This is a genomic window from Streptomyces endophyticus (assembly GCF_035798155.1).
GTDB lineage: Bacteria > Actinomycetota > Actinomycetes > Streptomycetales > Streptomycetaceae > Streptomyces > Streptomyces endophyticus.
The window spans coordinates 125,466-141,151 of sequence record NZ_JAOZYC010000002.1; the positions used below are offsets into that span (position 1 = coordinate 125,466).

At 71.2% G+C, this 15,686-nt stretch carries 10 protein-coding genes; 3 read left to right on the forward strand and 7 right to left on the reverse strand.

All coding sequences use genetic code 11. The annotated features are described in order from the left end of the window. Positions 1–61: 61 nt before the first annotated feature. Complete coding sequence (locus tag OKJ99_RS02270) at positions 62–436, reverse strand: MGMT family protein (RefSeq protein ID WP_407700630.1); 375 nt, start codon at positions 434–436, stop codon at positions 62–64. A gap of 155 nt (positions 437–591) precedes the next feature. On the opposite strand from OKJ99_RS02270, the gene OKJ99_RS02275 reads away from it, so the two are divergent. From OKJ99_RS02275 to OKJ99_RS02285, 3 genes are all read left to right on the forward strand, one after another. Next, complete coding sequence (locus OKJ99_RS02275) at positions 592–3,360, forward strand: lysylphosphatidylglycerol synthase domain-containing protein (RefSeq protein ID WP_326013952.1); 2,769 nt, start codon at positions 592–594, stop codon at positions 3,358–3,360. Positions 3,361–3,442: 82 nt separating this feature from the next. Continuing rightward, on the forward strand, positions 3,443–4,987 hold the full coding sequence (locus OKJ99_RS02280; protein WP_326013953.1) for an alpha/beta hydrolase: 1,545 nt from the start codon (positions 3,443–3,445) through the stop codon (positions 4,985–4,987). 96 nt (positions 4,988–5,083) lie between these two features. Beyond that, complete coding sequence (locus OKJ99_RS02285; RefSeq protein ID WP_326013954.1) at positions 5,084–6,706, forward strand: alpha/beta hydrolase; 1,623 nt, start codon at positions 5,084–5,086, stop codon at positions 6,704–6,706. 88 nt (positions 6,707–6,794) lie between these two features. Here OKJ99_RS02285 and moeZ read toward each other — a convergent pair whose 3' ends face one another. From moeZ to OKJ99_RS02315, 6 genes are all read right to left on the reverse strand, one after another. Then, complete coding sequence (moeZ, locus tag OKJ99_RS02290; RefSeq protein WP_326013955.1) at positions 6,795–7,973, reverse strand: adenylyltransferase/sulfurtransferase MoeZ; 1,179 nt, start codon at positions 7,971–7,973, stop codon at positions 6,795–6,797. A 63-nt stretch (positions 7,974–8,036) separates the two neighbouring features. Next, positions 8,037–8,786, reverse strand: coding sequence for a spherulation-specific family 4 protein (locus OKJ99_RS02295; protein WP_326013957.1), 750 nt, complete (start codon positions 8,784–8,786; stop codon positions 8,037–8,039). Continuing rightward, the gene (locus OKJ99_RS02300) at positions 8,774–9,742 is read right to left on the reverse strand and encodes an NAD-dependent epimerase/dehydratase family protein (protein WP_326013958.1); all 969 of its coding nucleotides are present in this window, start codon (positions 9,740–9,742) and stop codon (positions 8,774–8,776) included. Before OKJ99_RS02300 ends, OKJ99_RS02295 begins: the two co-directional genes overlap by 13 nt. A 310-nt stretch (positions 9,743–10,052) precedes the next feature. Then, a complete protein-coding gene (locus OKJ99_RS02305) occupies positions 10,053–11,882 on the reverse strand; it encodes a hypothetical protein (protein ID WP_326013959.1) in 1,830 nt (609 codons plus the stop codon). Beyond that, on the reverse strand, positions 11,879–13,996 hold the full coding sequence (locus OKJ99_RS02310) for a DUF3492 domain-containing protein (protein WP_326013960.1): 2,118 nt from the start codon (positions 13,994–13,996) through the stop codon (positions 11,879–11,881). The genes OKJ99_RS02305 and OKJ99_RS02310 overlap by 4 nt, the downstream gene beginning before the upstream one ends. Before the next feature lie 200 nt (positions 13,997–14,196). Continuing rightward, entirely contained in the window at positions 14,197–15,684 is a 1,488-nt protein-coding gene (locus tag OKJ99_RS02315; protein ID WP_326013961.1) for a DUF3152 domain-containing protein, read from the reverse strand. Positions 15,685–15,686: the final 2 nt, after the last annotated feature.

Consider the following 15,686-nt stretch of genomic DNA (forward strand, 5'->3'; position numbering starts at 1 on the left):
TGCCCCGTTTCCCCCATACGGGCCACCGGCACCCCACCCGCGCGCGGGATGGCCGAAGCTGTCAATTGTGAGCTTCCGTACCCGCCCGGCCGTCCCACCGCGCGCGTCTCATGTCGAGGCGTGGCAGGTGGCCCTCGGCGGTCCGGGAGGCCTCACGCAAGGGCGTGCCCTCCTCCCTGTAGTGGTCGAGCGCGCGCAGCTCGTTCCCCGGCAGGAACTGCCCGTCCGCACGGACCACACGCCACCACGGAACCGCGCCTCCGTAGAGCGCCATCACCCGCCCCACCTGGCGGGGCCCGCCCTCCTCGAGCCATTCGGCCACGTCCCCGTACGTCATGACCCGCCCGCGCGGGATCAGCTCCGCGACGTCCAGGACCCGCTCCGCGTACGCGGGAAGCTCTCCCGCCGGTTCGCTCTCCTTGCTCATCCGACCCATCCTGCCGCACGGCACCGACAGCGCGGAGGGACGTACGAGAGGCGGCCCGGACAGACGGGGACGACGAGGCCTGCAGCGGACTCCCGCCTCCTCGAATGCACCCTGATGCCCCCCTATGGCGGTGTGGCATGCCACCATCGTGCGGACGGTGACTGGTGATACGAGATCAAGAAGAGACCACGGAGCAGCAGAGCGTGCACCCCGACAAGGCGGAGGGCACCTCTGTGGCACCGGCGCGCCCTGACGAAGCGGCCGATCAGGCCGCCGAAGCGAAGCACGAGCAACCGTTGCACGACCCCGACTGTGCCGAGGGGGACACGCACGCCGAGCAGGTAGACGGTGACGAACCGCTGCTCCCCGCGCGCGTGCACCGCCCCTCCGACCTCATGCGGCTCCTCGTCGGCCTGCTCGCCGTCGTCGTGATCATGGCGATCGCGGCATTCGCACACGGCACGACCTCGGGCTTCGCCCAGGACATCGACAAGGGCACCGGCCAGGCACCCGACCTGCTGACCAAGTTCGCGGGTCTCGCGTCGAGCATCGCCATCCTGTTGGTGCCGGTCGCGTTCGCCATCGAGCGGCTCATCAAGCGCGACGGCCTACGGATCGCCGACGGAGTCCTCGCCGCGGTCCTCGCACACGGAGTGACGCTCGCGACGGACCTGTGGGTCGCCAAGGCCGCCCCGCAGTCCATCCAGGAAGCGCTCACCACGGTGTCGCCCGGTGACATCCACGCACTGACCGACCCGGTGCACGGCTACCTGGCGCCCGTCATCGCCTATATGACGGCCGTCGGCATGTCCCGGCGACCACGGTGGCGCGTCGTGCTGTGGGTGGTGCTGCTGCTCGACGCCTTCGCGATGCTCGTCACCGGCTACACGACACCGTTCTCGATCATCCTGACGGTCCTCATCGGCTGGACCGTCGCCTACGGAACGCTGTACGCCGTCGGCTCCCCGAACGTGCGCCCTACAGGGCAGACGCTCCTCGCCGGCCTGCGCCACGTCGGCTTCCACCCCGTCAACGCCTCCCGTGAGGAAGCCCATGAGGGCACTACGGAGAACGGCGACCGGGGGCGGCGCTACTTCGTCACCCTGGAGGACGGCCCACCGCTGGACGTCACCGTGGTGGACCGGGAGCAGCAGGCGCAGGGCTTCTTCTACCGCGTGTGGCGACGCCTGACGCTGCGCGGCATCACGCAGCGCCGCAGCCTCCAGTCGCTGCGCCAGGCCCTGGAGCAGGAGGCGCTGCTCGCCTATGCGGCGATCGCCGCCGGGGCGAACGCGCCGAAGCTGATCGCGACGTCCGAGCTCGGCCCCGACGCCGTCATGCTCGTCTACGAGCACGTCGGCGGCCGGTCCCTGGACTCGCTGCCGGACGAGGAGATCACCGATGAGCTGATGCGCGACACCTGGCACCAGGTCCAGGCGCTCCAGTCACGGCGGATCGCGCATCGCAGGCTGGCCGGCGATGCGATTCTGGTGGATCGTTCCGGCACCGTCATTCTCACGGATCTGCGGGGCGGCGAGATCGCCGCGGGCGACCTCGTGCTCCGCATGGACATCGCCCAGCTGCTCACGACGCTCGGCCTTCGGGCAGGCGCCGAACGCACCGTCGCGTCCGCCGTGGGAGTCCTGGGCCCGGACACCATCGCCGACTGTCTGCCGCTGCTGCAGCCGATCGCGCTCACCCGCTCCACCAGGGCGACGCTGCGCAAGCTCGGACGTGAGCGTGCCCAGCGCGAGCGCGAGGCCGTCCTGGAGGCGTCCAGCAAGGCCAAGCAGGCGCGCATCGAGGAGACCACCACCAGCGACACCGGCAAGGTGTCCGTACGCGCTGAGAAGAAGTCCGAGAAGGCGGAACGCCAGGCCGAGAAGCGGGCCCTCGACGAGGCTCTGGACGAGGCCCGCGAGGAGGATCTGCTGACCCAGATCCGCCACCAGGTGCTGCGCATCCGGCCACAGGCGCCCGTCGAACCGGCCCGCCTGGAGCGCATCAGGCCGCGCACGCTGATCAGTTTCATCGCCGGTGCGATCGGCGCGTACTTCCTGTTGTCGCAGCTCACCCACATCGACTTCGGGGCGATCGTGGGCGAGGCCGAGTGGGGCTGGGTCGGCCTCGCGGTGCTGTTCTCCGCGCTCAGCTACGTAGCCGCCGCGATGAGCCTGCTCGGCTTCGTGCCGGAACGCGTCCCCTTCATGCGGGCCGTAGCGGCCCAGGTCGCCGGTTCCTTCGTGAAGATCGTGGCGCCGGCGGCGGTCGGTGGAGTGGCACTCAACACGCGTTTTCTGCAGCGTGCGGGGGTGCGTCCGGGGCTCGCTGTGGCCAGTGTGGGCGCCTCGCAGCTGTTCGGCATGGGCAGCCACATCCTGCTGCTGCTGACCTTCGGTTACCTGACAGGGACGGAGAAGACGCCCTCCTTGTCGCCGTCCCGCACGGTCATCGCGGGCCTGTTGACCGTCGCAGTGCTCGTCCTTGTCATGACGTCGATTCCGTTCCTGCGGAAATTCGTCGTCACGCGCGTGCGCTCACTTTTCGCCGGTGTCGTGCCGCGCATGCTCGATGTGCTGCAGCGGCCGCGGAAGCTGCTCACGGGCATCGGCGGCATGCTGCTGCTGACCGCCTGCTTCGTGATGTGCCTCGACGCCTCGATCCGTGCCTTCGGGGACGAGACCCAGACCACGATCAGCCTGGCCAGCGTCGCGGTGGTCTTCCTCGCCGGCAACGCGCTCGGCTCGGCCGCCCCGACACCGGGTGGCGTGGGTGCCGTCGAGGCGACCCTGACGGTGGGTCTGATCGCGGTCGGCCTGCCCAAGGAAGTAGCGGCACCCGCGGTACTGCTGTACCGGCTGCTGACTCTGTGGCTCCCCGTCCTCCCTGGATGGCTGTTCTTCAACCACCTGACAAGGAAGGGCGCCCTCTAGGGGACTTGCCCCCCGGGCGCGGACCTCACTCGCACAGCCCGCAGCCCGAGCGTCCCGCACCCCGCCACCGCAGGATGGACGCATGCCCAATCCGTCCTGGTCCCGTACCGCTGCCCTGACCGCCGCCACCCTGCTGTCCGTATCGCTCGCGGCATGCAGCAGCGACAGGGAGGACGACGTGGATCTTCCGTCCCAGGAGCTGAGCTGGAAGGACTGCCCCGCACCAGCGGAGTCCCAGGGCGGCGGTGACGCTCCTTCGCCGCTCCCTGGCGGCGCCGAGTGGCAGTGCGCCACCATGAAGGCGCCGCTCGACTGGGACGAGCCCAAGGGCGACACGATCGACCTGGCGTTGATCCGCGCCAAGGCGAGCGGGGACGACGACAAGCGGATCGGCTCGCTGATCTTCAACTTCGGCGGTCCCGGCGGCTCCGGGGTCACCACCCTCCCGGCCTTCGGCTCCGAGTACGCGAAGCTGCGCACCCGCTACGACCTCGTCAGCTTCGACCCGCGCGGGGTGGGCCGCAGCGCGGGCGTCAAGTGCGAGGACGACAAGCAGCTCGACGAGTACTTCCAACAGGACTCGACGCCGGACGACACCGCGGAGCAGAAGAAGCTCGTCGACAACATCAAGACGTTCAACGGCACGTGCGAGAAGAACTCCGACAAGGTGCTCCCCCACGTACGCACCACGGACGCGGCCCGCGACATGGATCTCATGCGCCAGGTCCTCGGCGACGACAAGCTGCACTACTTCGGTATCTCCTACGGCACCGAACTGGGCGGCGTCTACGCCCATTTGTTCCCCAAGAAGATGGGCCGCGCCGTGTTCGACGGCGTCGTCGACCCCACGCAGGACCCGGAGGAGGGGGCGCTCGGCCAGGCGAAGGGCTTCCAGCTCGCCCTCGACAACTACGCCGAGCACTGCACATCCCAGGCCGAGGACTGCCCCGTCGGGGACACTCCGCAGGACGTCAAGACCAAGATCGCAAAGCTGCTCGACGAGCTCGGGGAGAAGCCGATCCCGGGCATCTTCCCGCGCGACCTCACGCAGACCGCGGCGACCAACGGGGTCGCGCAGGCCCTGTACTCGCAGGACTTCTGGGAGTACCTGACCGATGGCCTCCAGCAGGCCTACAACGGTGACGGCAAGATCCTCATGGCACTGTCCGACTCCATGAACGGGCGCAACGAGGACGGCAAGTACAGCAATATCCAGGCCGCCAACATCGCCATCAACTGCGCCGACGACAAGCCCCGCTACAAGGCGAAGGACGTCGACGCGAAGCTGCCGGAGTTCCGCAAGGCGTCCCCGATGTTCGGCGACTACCTGGCCTGGGGCATGCTCAACTGCTCCGGCTGGGCCGTCGACGGGGCCGCCGAGCACCCGGACGTCAGCGCGCCGGGCTCCGCCCCGATCCTCGTCGTCGGCAACACCGGCGACCCGGCCACCCCGTACGAGGGGGCGAAGAAGATGGTCGACGCGCTCGGCGAGGACGTGGGCGTCGAGTTGACGTACGACGGCCAGGGGCACGGGGCCTACGACAGCGGAAACAAGTGCGTGCACGGCGCCGTGAACACCTACCTCCTCAGCGGGAAGCCCCCGAACGAGGGAACGGTTTGCAAGTGATCTCGGAGTTGTCCACAGGCCGAGTCGGATGTCCGTGGGCGCTCCTACGATGGCTTGACTGTCTCTCGAACGGGGGCAGTTGAGGGGGGAGGTGCCATGGCGGCACAGGATTCGCGTGTGCCCGCGGGCACACGCACACGCTGGGGAAAGGGCGTCCGGGGGCTCGCCCTGGCCGCGGCCGTCGTGCTGACGGCCGGGCCGGTCACGGGCTGCAGCGGTTCGGGCGAGCGCGGCGACGGAGGCGATCCGAAGCCACCGTCGGCCTCCGCTTCACGCCCAGCCGACGCGGCGCCGGGCGACGGCGGCTCCCCCGCCCTCCCTTCGTCCCTCACCGGCCAGCACCTCGACTGGGGCCGTTGCCGTGCGCACGCGGGCTCGCCCGCGCCCGGTTCCGATTGGCAGTGCGCGACGCTCAAGGCGCCGCTCGACCATGCCGAGCCGACCGGGCCCACGATCGACCTGGCCCTCATCCGCACCAAGGCTCGGGGCGACAGGGGCGATCGGATCGGGTCCCTGCTGTTCAACTTCGGCGGCCCGGGCGGCTCCGGAGTGGAGCTGCTGCCGGCCCTTGCCCCGCAGTACTCGAAGCTGCGTGAGCGCTACGACCTGGTGAGCTTCGATCCGCGCGGCGTCTCGGCAAGCCGCGGGCTGGACTGTCGCAGCGACAAGGTGACGCAGGCGGCCGAGTCCATCGACCTCACTCCGGACACCTCAGCGGAGGAGACGGCGTATCTCAAGGATGCCGTCGCATTCGGCAAGGGCTGCAGCAAGCAGGCCGGCGCACTGCTCGCCCATGTGTCGACCACCGAGGCCGCGCGCGACATGGACCTCATGCGTCAGGTCCTCGGTGACAAAAGGCTCCACTACATGGGTGTCTCCTACGGCACCGAACTGGGCGGAATCTACGCCCACTTGTTCCCCGACAAGGTCGGTCGGCTCACCCTGGACGCCGTGGTCGATCCGACCGCGGGACGCATCGGGCAGGCCGAGAACCAGGCCCGCGGATTCCAGCGGGCCCTCGACAACTACTTCAGGTCACGCGGCAAGGACCCCCAGGAGGGTTCGCGTGACGTCGCCGCACTCCTGAAGAAGCTCGACGCGAAACCTCTGCCCGCCCCGGGCGGCCGCGAGTTGAACGAGTCGCTCGCGACGACCGGCATCGCGGTCACCCTGTACAGCAAGACCAGCTGGCCCGCCCTGACGCGAGGCCTGCGGGACGCGGAGCGGGGCGACGGCACCACCCTGCTCGCGCTCGCCGACTCGTACAACAACCGTGACGCGAGCGGGCGTTACGGCACGGCGAGTCACTCGCAGCGGGCGATCTCCTGCCTCGACGACAAGGTGCGCCCCACGGTGCGGGAGACGAAGGAGCGGCTGGCGAAGTTCCGGAAGATATCGCCCGTGTTCGGGTCGTACATGGGCTGGGACACCGCGGGTTGGTGCCATGACTGGCCGGTTCCGGGCCAGTGGGACGAGCCGGATGTGAGCGCGCGGGGCGCGGCACCGGTTCTTGTCGTGGGCAACACCGGCGACCCGGCGACCCCCTACGAGGGCGCGCGCCGCATGGCCGACGAGTTGGGCACGGGCGTCGGCGTCGAGCTGACGTGGAAGGGCGAGGGACACGGGGCGTACGGCTCGGGCAGCGCCTGCGTGGACTCGACGGTCGACGCGTATCTCCTGGAGGGGCGAATACCGCGCGACGGCAAGGTGTGCTCCTGACGGCGAGCGTCCGCCCCGATACGACGGACGGGCCTCGCGCACAGTGCGCGAGGCCCGTCCGATCAGCTCACAGTGGCTGAGCCGAGGCTCAGTAGACCGGCTTGTCCGGCTCGATCTGGTTGACCCAGCCGATGACGCCGCCGCCGACGTGCACGGCGTCCGAGAAGCCCGCGGACTTCAGCACGGCGAGAACTTCCGCACTGCGGACACCCGTCTTGCAATGCAAGACGATCTTCTTGTCCTGCGGCATGCTCTCCAGGGCCGTGCCCATGAGGAACTCGCCCTTCGGGATCAGCTTGGCGCCCGGGATGGAGACGATCTCGTACTCGTTCGGCTCGCGGACGTCGATGATCTCGATGCTCTCGCCGTCGTCGATCCACTCCTTGAGCTGCTTCGGAGTGATCGTGGAACCGGCGGCGGCCTCCTGCGCCTCATCGGACACGACGCCGCAGAAGGCCTCGTAGTCGATGAGCTCGGTGACGGTCGCGTTCGGGCCGCAGACCGCGCAGTCGGGGTCCTTGCGGACCTTGACCTGGCGGTACTGCATCTCGAGGGCGTCGTAGATCATCAGGCGGCCGACCAGCGGGTCGCCCACGCCGGCCAGGACCTTGATCGCCTCGGTGACCTGGATGGAGCCGATGGACGCGCACAGCACACCCAGGACACCGCCCTCGGCGCAGGAGGGGACCATGCCGGGGGGCGGGGGCTCCGGGTACAGGCAGCGGTAGCACGGCCCGTGCTCGGACCAGAAGACCGAGGCCTGACCGTCGAAGCGGTAGATGGAACCCCACACGTAGGGCTTGTTGAGCAGCACGCACGCGTCGTTGACGAGGTAACGCGTCGCGAAGTTGTCCGTGCCGTCGACGATCAGGTCGTACTGGCTGAAGATGTCCATCACGTTGTCGGCCTCGAGCCGCTCCTTGTGAAGGATCACGTTCACGTACGGGTTGATGCCGAGGACCGAGTCCTTCGCGGACTCCGCCTTGGACCGGCCGATGTCGGCCTGGCTGTGGATGATCTGGCGCTGCAGGTTCGACTCGTCGACCTCGTCGAACTCCACGATGCCGAGCGTGCCCACGCCCGCAGCGGCCAGGTACATGAGGGCCGGCGAGCCAAGGCCACCGGCGCCCACACAGAGCACCTTGGCGTTCTTCAGCCGCTTCTGCCCGTCCATCCCGACATCCGGGATGATCAGGTGGCGGGAGTACCTGCGGACCTCGTCTACGGTGAGCTCAGCAGCTGGCTCGACCAGGGGTGGCAGCGACACGGGGACTCCGTTGGTCGGTATCTACGTACGGTTGTTCCGTCTGTAACACTGCCACGCCCCCCTTCATTCCGAGACACCGCGTCCGATGCGCGAGACGATTTCGTCCCAGTAACCGGGCATCCCCTCCCAGGGTTCGGCCGAGTCGCCCCGGTCCGTGCGATCGGTGAAGTAGATCGTGCCCGCACCCTGCCAGCGCGCGATGCGCAGCGCCTCCTCGAGATGACCGAGGGGCATTCCATGGACGAAGTGGCAGAACCGCTCGTGCGGATAGTCGGCGGTCCACTCGGCGACCTGGGACCAGCGGTAGTCGCTCCAGGGTCCGGAGAAGGTCACCAACTGGTCGGCGCTCTCGGCGTATCCGGGGTACGGGTGGGTGCCGTGGTTGAACACGATGTGCGCGTCGTCGACAAGGGCGCGCAGGGTCGTGGCGGCGCGCCGGACCTCGGGGAGCGCGGCCCGCTCGGTGGGGCAGCAGTCGAAGTAGAAGCCGTCCACCTGGTACCAGTCGAGGAAGCGGTGCGCGTCGGAGACGAGTTCACCGAAGGCGCGGGCGCCATAGGCCAGGTCCAAGTGACCAAGGACACGCACCCCGGCCTGTCGAAGCCGGCCCGCGGCCTCCAGGCAGTGCTGGTCGGGGCGGGCCCCCGGACCATTGGCGACATTCAGAACAACCCAGTGCAAAGGCGTTGCGGGGCGGGTGAGTTCGGCCCACTCTGCGGGCGCGACGAGGGGGTGTGCGAAACCGGGGATGCCGAAGCCGAGTCGTACGTCGGTGCTCGACAGGCCAGTCGCGGTCGGGGTCAGATACGGCATGCCGCCTCCATCCAGATGTCGGCGAGGGACTCTTCGAGGTTGATGCGGGGACGCCAGCCGAGCCGGTCGCGGGCCGTGCGCACGTCGGCCTGCTGCCAGCCGCCGCAGCCGTCGGGATACGGATACGCGCCCGGCCCGGGAGGCATCCCGTGGTCCGATTCGTTTCGGGGGTGGCCGACGGATGTCCGCATCCCGACAGCGGGGCCGTCGAGTTCATGGAGGGATCCGCCGAAACCGGCGACGCGGGCGAGCACGGCGGCGGCGTCCCGCAGTCGCACGGCGCGGCCCGAGCCGATGTTGATGACGCCCTGCGCGGCGGAGAGCGATGCGGCGTGCACGGCGCGCGCCACGTCCCGTACGTCGATGAAGTCGCGCTGGGCACCGAGACCGCCCAGTTTCAGTTCGCCGTCACCGGCCTGCATCGCGCGGCGCATCGCCTCGGCGAGCCGGCCGAGCGGGGAGCCTGCCGGGGTGCCGGGCCCCGCGGGCGAGAAGACGCGCAGGACGACGGCGTCGAGGCCGGATCCGAGAACGAGTTCGGTGGCGGCGAGCTTGCTGACGCCGTACGGGCCGCCCGGCCGGGGCACCGCGTCCTCCGCGGTGGACGAGCCGGGCTGCGCGGGCCCGTACTCGGCGCCGCAGCCGATCTGCACGAGGCGGGCGCCGCAGCCGCTGCGCCGAAGGGCCTCGCAGACGGTGGCGACGGCGACGGTGTTGTGCCGGGTGAGTTCACGGGCGCCGCCGCGGGTGGCACCGGCGCAGTTGATGACCACTCCGGGGTGGACGGCGTCCAGGAAGCGGGTGAGTGCGCCCGGGCTGCCGGTGGCGAGGTCGAAGCGGACGTCGGCGTCGTCGCCCCGGCCGAGCGTGGTCAGCTGTACCGCGGGGTCGGCCAGCAGGCGGTCGGTGACGAAGCGGCCCAGATACCCGTTGGCTCCGATCAGCAGAACCCTCATCGGGTGCCTCCCAGGGGTCGCGCTCCGGTCCCTCGGGGCGCTCCGAGGGCGTCGCGCACTCCGCGCGCTGCGCGCGGGGCGCACCGGTCGTGGATTCCGCGCTGCCCGTGAGGTCCGGAGTATCCGGCGTATCCGGCGCCTCCGGGAGGAGGGGTGGTCATCTGGCGTTCTCCTTATGAGGGTTGCCCTGGGTCTTCGGATGAGCCCGCGGTGTCGGCCCCACGGGCAGGGGGTGGTCCTGGTCATCTGGCGTGTGCTGGACGCGGTGGCACGGCGCGCTCGACGGAGGCGGCGATACCGGGGGTGGTGGTCATGGCGCCCAGCCGATCGGGCCGTCCGCGTTCGCGTGGGCGGAGGCTCGGGTCAGGGTGCGGGTGGCGTGCACGAGGAGGACGAGGGCGGCGACGGCGCAGGCGACCGTCGGCACGATGCCCGCGCCGACCGCGTCGACGGCGGTCTCGACGGGCAGGCCCAGGACGTCGCAGCCGGGCAGTCGTGCGGCGAAGACCGCGGCGACGGCCAGAATTTCGACGGCGACGGCGGCGCCCAGCGCGACAGCGGGGGCGTGCGTACGGCGGTGCGCGGCGAGGAGGCGGGCGAGCAGCAGCAGTACGCCCAGGGCGCCCGCTCCGGCGTAGTCCACCTTCTCGTCGAGTACGGCGCCGGCCAGCACGAGGAGCGCGACGAGGGCGAGCGCGAACAGGGCCACGGCTCCGAGGAGCAACGGGCGTACGGAGGCGGCGAATTCGGCGAGCCCCCGGCTTGCGGCGAGGCGGCGGCGCGCCCCGCCCGAGAAGAGCTGGGCGCACCAGGTGGCCGGTGCCACGGCGACGGCGAGCGCGACCAGCGGTGCGGTCGCGGGGGCCCAGGGCTCATCGGGCCCGCCCGCGAGCGCGGCGTCGAGGAGGCCGTCGCCGAGGAGGGCGTACGCGAGCAGCCAGCAGGACCACAGCCGGGCCGAGGCGGCGGAGGGCCCATCGGCCGCGCGCAGCGGCCCGTGGCGCAGTGTCGCGCGAAGGGCGACGAGGGTGGCGAGCGCACCGACGAGGCCGATGGCCAGGCGCGCGGTGCCCGCCGTGGCGTGCAGGCCGAACAGCGTGAGCGCGCAGACGGCGCCCGGCAGCAGCGCGAGCCCGGCCCACAGGCCGCGCACGCCGGTGGCGGGGCCGATGGCCTCGACGACGGGCCGGTACGGGTCGCCGTCTCTCGACGCACGGGCGTACATCTCCTCGGCGAGCGAGAACACGTCCTTGTGGCGGAAGCGGGCAGCGGTCCTGTCGGTGACGCCGTGGGCCTCAAGACCCGCGGCGATCTCCAGCGGGTCGACGGCCCGCTCGCACAGTTCACGATGCCGGTGCATCAATCCCTTGACCGGGTCGGCACCGGAGCGGCGGTGGACGGGGCGGAGGTTGGCGCCGCGGGGATCGGCGTCACGGGAGTCGTCGCCGCGCGGACCGACGATCCGCGCGACATCGGCACGGTGGTCGGCCTCCGTACGGGAGTCGACGTCACGGAAGTCGTCATCACGGGAATCGGCGCTGCGGGATTCGGCGCTACGGGTCTCGACGCTGCCGGTGTCGGCACCATTGGTGTCGGCACCACGGGACTCGATACCGCTCGGCTCAACGTCACTGAGCTCGCTGTCACTGAGCTCGACGTCACTCCGCTCCACGTCACGGGACTTCACATCGCGGGACTCCGCATCGCGGGACCCCACGTCCCGGGACTCCGCATCGCGGGGCCCGGCGCCAAAGAACTCCGCGACACCGACACCAGCACCAGCCCCGCCGCCGGCACCATCAGCACCAGCCCCGTCGCCGCCCGCATCACCCTCACCATCCGCGCGCCCCCGGGCACCGCCCCCGTCGTCGAGGACGGACAACCGCCAGGCAGCCGGATCACGCAGCAATCCCACGTCCAGGTCCTCCAGGTCCTCCAGGTCGGCCTGTTCCGTGGAGGCCCGGTCGACGTCCACCTCGCCGCCGGCGCGGCCACCACCGCGCGCCCCCAGCGCGTCCGCCGACCCGGCGCCCCACGCTCCGGCGCTCACCGGTACTCGGGGCGCATCGGCGTCGCCCCCGGTACCGATGTCGTCGAACGCGGCACGCTCACTCGTGCGTTCGCTGATCCGCCCGGTCATCCGTCCGCCTCCCCGCTGCCCTGCGTCATCCCGGCCAACTGCTCCCGCGCATCGCCACCGGCTCCCCAACTCGTCCCGGCGGCTCCGCCCGCGCGTCCGGCCAGCCACGCGCCGCCCCGGTCCCCCGTGCTCTGCGTGGTCCAGCGGCCCGGCACATGGGCCTCCGGCGGGTAGGCGAACGGCAAGGGGTCGCCCGCGTCGTCGACGACCTCCCGGCGCACCGGGCAGCGCGAGACGATCTCCAGGTAAATGCTGTGAAATGCCGTGATGTTCTGCTCGGCGGTGAACAGCTCCAGGGCGCGCGCTCGTGCCGCCGCACCGAGCCGTTCGCGCCGCGCGGGGTCGCGCAGCAGCGCCACACACGCCTCGGCGAGCGCGCGCGGGTTGCGCGGCGGCACCACGAGCCCCGTGCCACCGATCACCTCGACGACGGCGCCCGCGTCCGTGGACACCGTCGCCCGCCCGCAGAACATGGCCTCGACCAGGCTGATCGGGAAGCCTTCGACGACGCTGGACAGGACGACGACGCCGCAGGATCCGTAGACATCGGCGAGGTCGGGGGCCTCGGGGGCGCCCAGTTCCTCGAAGGAGACGGGGTTCTCGCCCACGGCGTGGATCCCCTCCGCCTCGTCCGGGAAGAGCTGCGCGGCGAGGGCCTTGCAGTGCCCGAGATACAGCGCGGCCTCGCGGTCCGCCGCGAGATCCGAGGCGTCCGCCCCACCGCCGCCGTGCCCACCACCGCCGTGCCCACCGGGCGCCCTTCCGGGGACGAACCCGTCGGCCGGCCATCCACTGCCATCCACAGCGCCCGCGCCCGCGGCAGCGCCCGCCGCGGCCCCCGGAACCGAGCCCGCCTCCGGCACCCCCACGATGCGCAGCCGGGCCTTCGGCTCTTCCTTGCGGATCTCGGAGAACGCGTGCAGCAGGGAGATCAGGTCCTTGGAAGGGTCGATGCGCCCGACCCAGACGAGGGTGTCCGGATCGCCCGGCCCTTCCCGCTCGCCCACCTCGGCGAAGTGGCCGGCCTCCATGCCGGGGTGAATGGTGCGCAGCTTGGCGCGGTCGGCACCGCACCGCTCCTGCCAGCGCCGCGCATGCGCGTTTCCGGGGGTGATCACGGCGGCCTGCCGGTAGACCTCGGCGGCGAGCCGACCGTGGAAGGCGGCGAGGAGCGCGCGTACCGGCGCGCTCAACTCGGCGTCACCCGCGGCGATGTACCGGGCCCTGAGCTGCACCCCGTACTCCGTGACGAGCAGCGGCACCCCGTAGAAGTGCTTGGCGATCAGGCCGGGCAGGGCGGCCGCGCCGCCGGAGGCCGCGTGGCAGAGATCGACGGACGCGAGCCCGCCCCCTCCGGACAGCCCGGAGGGAAAGCCCGAAGAAGAACCGGACGAAGAACCCGAGGTCGCCCCCGACGGCGAAGCCGAAGCCCCCGACGTCTCGTCCGCCGTCGAACCGGACGCCATCACCGACGCCGAACCCGCCGAGTGGCCCGAGGCGTCGAACCCGGACCCGTCCTCGTACCAGTCCAGCGACAGCGGCCGCAGTTCACGCTCCACGTGCGCGGCGAAGGAGAGCAGATCGGGCACGCGGGCCGCGCGCACCGCTCGGAGTGCGCCCGGCGCACGGCACGCGCGCTCCAGGATGCGGACGGCAGCCTCGGAACGCAGGGAGACGCCAAGGCCGCCCTCGTCGCGGGCGAGTTCGGCAAGCCCGTACAGCGCGTTGGCGAAACGGTCCGCCTCGCTCGACCCCATGCCGTCCGACCCCATGTCGTCCGACGTCGCATCGGCCGATGTCGCGTCGGCCGACACCACGGCCTCGACCAGCTCCCGGTACAACGCGGCGAACCGGCGCCGGGCCCGCCGCCCGAACACGCCGTCGCGCGCGCCGCTCTCGCTCCCGGCTCCCGCCGCCCACATCGGCGCGGTCCGCACGCGCATGACCTGAGGCGGCAGTTCGAGCCACCCCGCGTCCTCCTGCTCCTGGCTGGTGGCGAGCGCGTAAAGGTCGAACTCATGCTGCTCGAGCCCGCGCACGAGCCGGTCGCACCAGAGTCTGGCCTCACCGCTCACATACGGATAACCACCCTCGGTAAGCAGTCCGATGCGCACGCGTACACCCCCGATCTCCCATACAGGGAGCCGCCGTTGGATTGGCGGCTCGCAGCGGGACGAACGTATGCGGACATGCCGGTGGCGTGACGGACGGTTGTCCATCACGCCACCAAAAGGGGTGAACGGGCGTAACTTTCCCGCACGCGCGACGTTCGGTCGCGCTAAGAGATCAAACGGCTACATATAGCTACGTAGCGTCAACCCTTGGGAAAGGCCCAGGGGTTGGGCTTGCACGTGATCCCGCCGGATGTCAGGAACTTGGTCTGCTGCTGCATGACCGGCGCGAGCGAGCCGTTCTGCGAGCAGCTCACGTGGTTGAAGCCGAGCCGGTGACCGACCTCGTGATTGATGAGCATCTGCCGGTACGGGTGGATGGCGGTGTCGCCGAGCACGTCGTCGTACGTCTTCGAGCCCTGGGCCCACCGGTACGCGTTGATCATCACGCGGTCGGTGGCGGCGGAGTCGCACGACACGTTGTCCTCGGTGGTGTCGAGGCCCGACTTCGCGCACCAGTCGGCGGTCGTGCCCGGGCTCGCGAGCGTGATCACGAAGTCCGGCTTCCCGGAGGAGACCCGCTCGAAGGTGCGGGCGCTGTCGTGGGCCCAACTCCGCTTGTCGTTCAGGGTCTTCTGGACCGCCTGCGCGAACAGCGACCCGTCGAGCCCGAGCCCCTTCTCCACGTCGACGCGGTAGCGGAACTTCTGCCCGCTGCCCGGCGCCTTGTCGGCCCCGGGGACCGCCGCGAACGAACCGGATGCCTTCAGATCCGCCGCGAGCGGGTACTTCTTGGCCATCTTCTGCCCGTACGTCGCGGGGGCGGCCTGCGCCGTCTCCTTCGGGGCGGCCCGCTGGTCGGTACGCGAGGCGGAGCCACCGTGGGGACGACTGCCCTCGGCGGCCTGCGCCCGCGCGTCACGCGCGGAGCCGTCGTCCGTATCGGCGACCTGCCCCGCGACGACCACGGCGAGCACGGTGGTGACGGCCGCGGCGGCGATGCCCGTGAAGGTCATGCCCCTGCCACGCTTCTCGCGCCCGCCGTCGGACTCGACCGGCGTCCGGTCCTCCGGCGGCGCAGGCGGCCCGGCGGGCCCGGCGTCCCACTCGGTCACGCGCGCGTACGGGTCCGTACCCACAGGGGCACGGGAATCCGCGGGGGCATCGGAACCCGCAAAGGCGTCGAAACCCGCAGGCGCGTTGGGACCCGCAGGGCCGTCGAAGCCCGCAGGCGCGTCGAACGCATCGATGTAGTCCTGCCGCGGGTTCCCCTGAACCGATGCGCCCTGATCCGGTGTTCCCTGAACCGGTCGCTCCCGCCGCGGCCGTGGCCCCGGCAGTGCCGAATCGGCCGGAACCGTCACACCCTGCTCGGGACCGCGCGCCGACGCGACGGGGCCCGCGACCCGCGGCACGGACGCGCCCCAGCCGCCACCCGGCTCCCGCGCCTCGGGGTGGCCGCCACGCACCGGCCCGGCCCCCGGACGCGCGGACGTGTGCCCCGGGAAGGGGGGACGCCCGGCCACCGACGGCGGGGCCGGCGCAGGCGGCGCCTCGGCGGGCCCCCTTCGCCTGCGCCCGGTACCCCCGCCCGGCCGCGACGGGGCATGCGTCTCGGCCTCCACCTGCTGTACGTGGACGGTGTCCTCTGCTGCGCTGTCTGCCGATCCTCGGCGGCTATGCCGTCCCACAG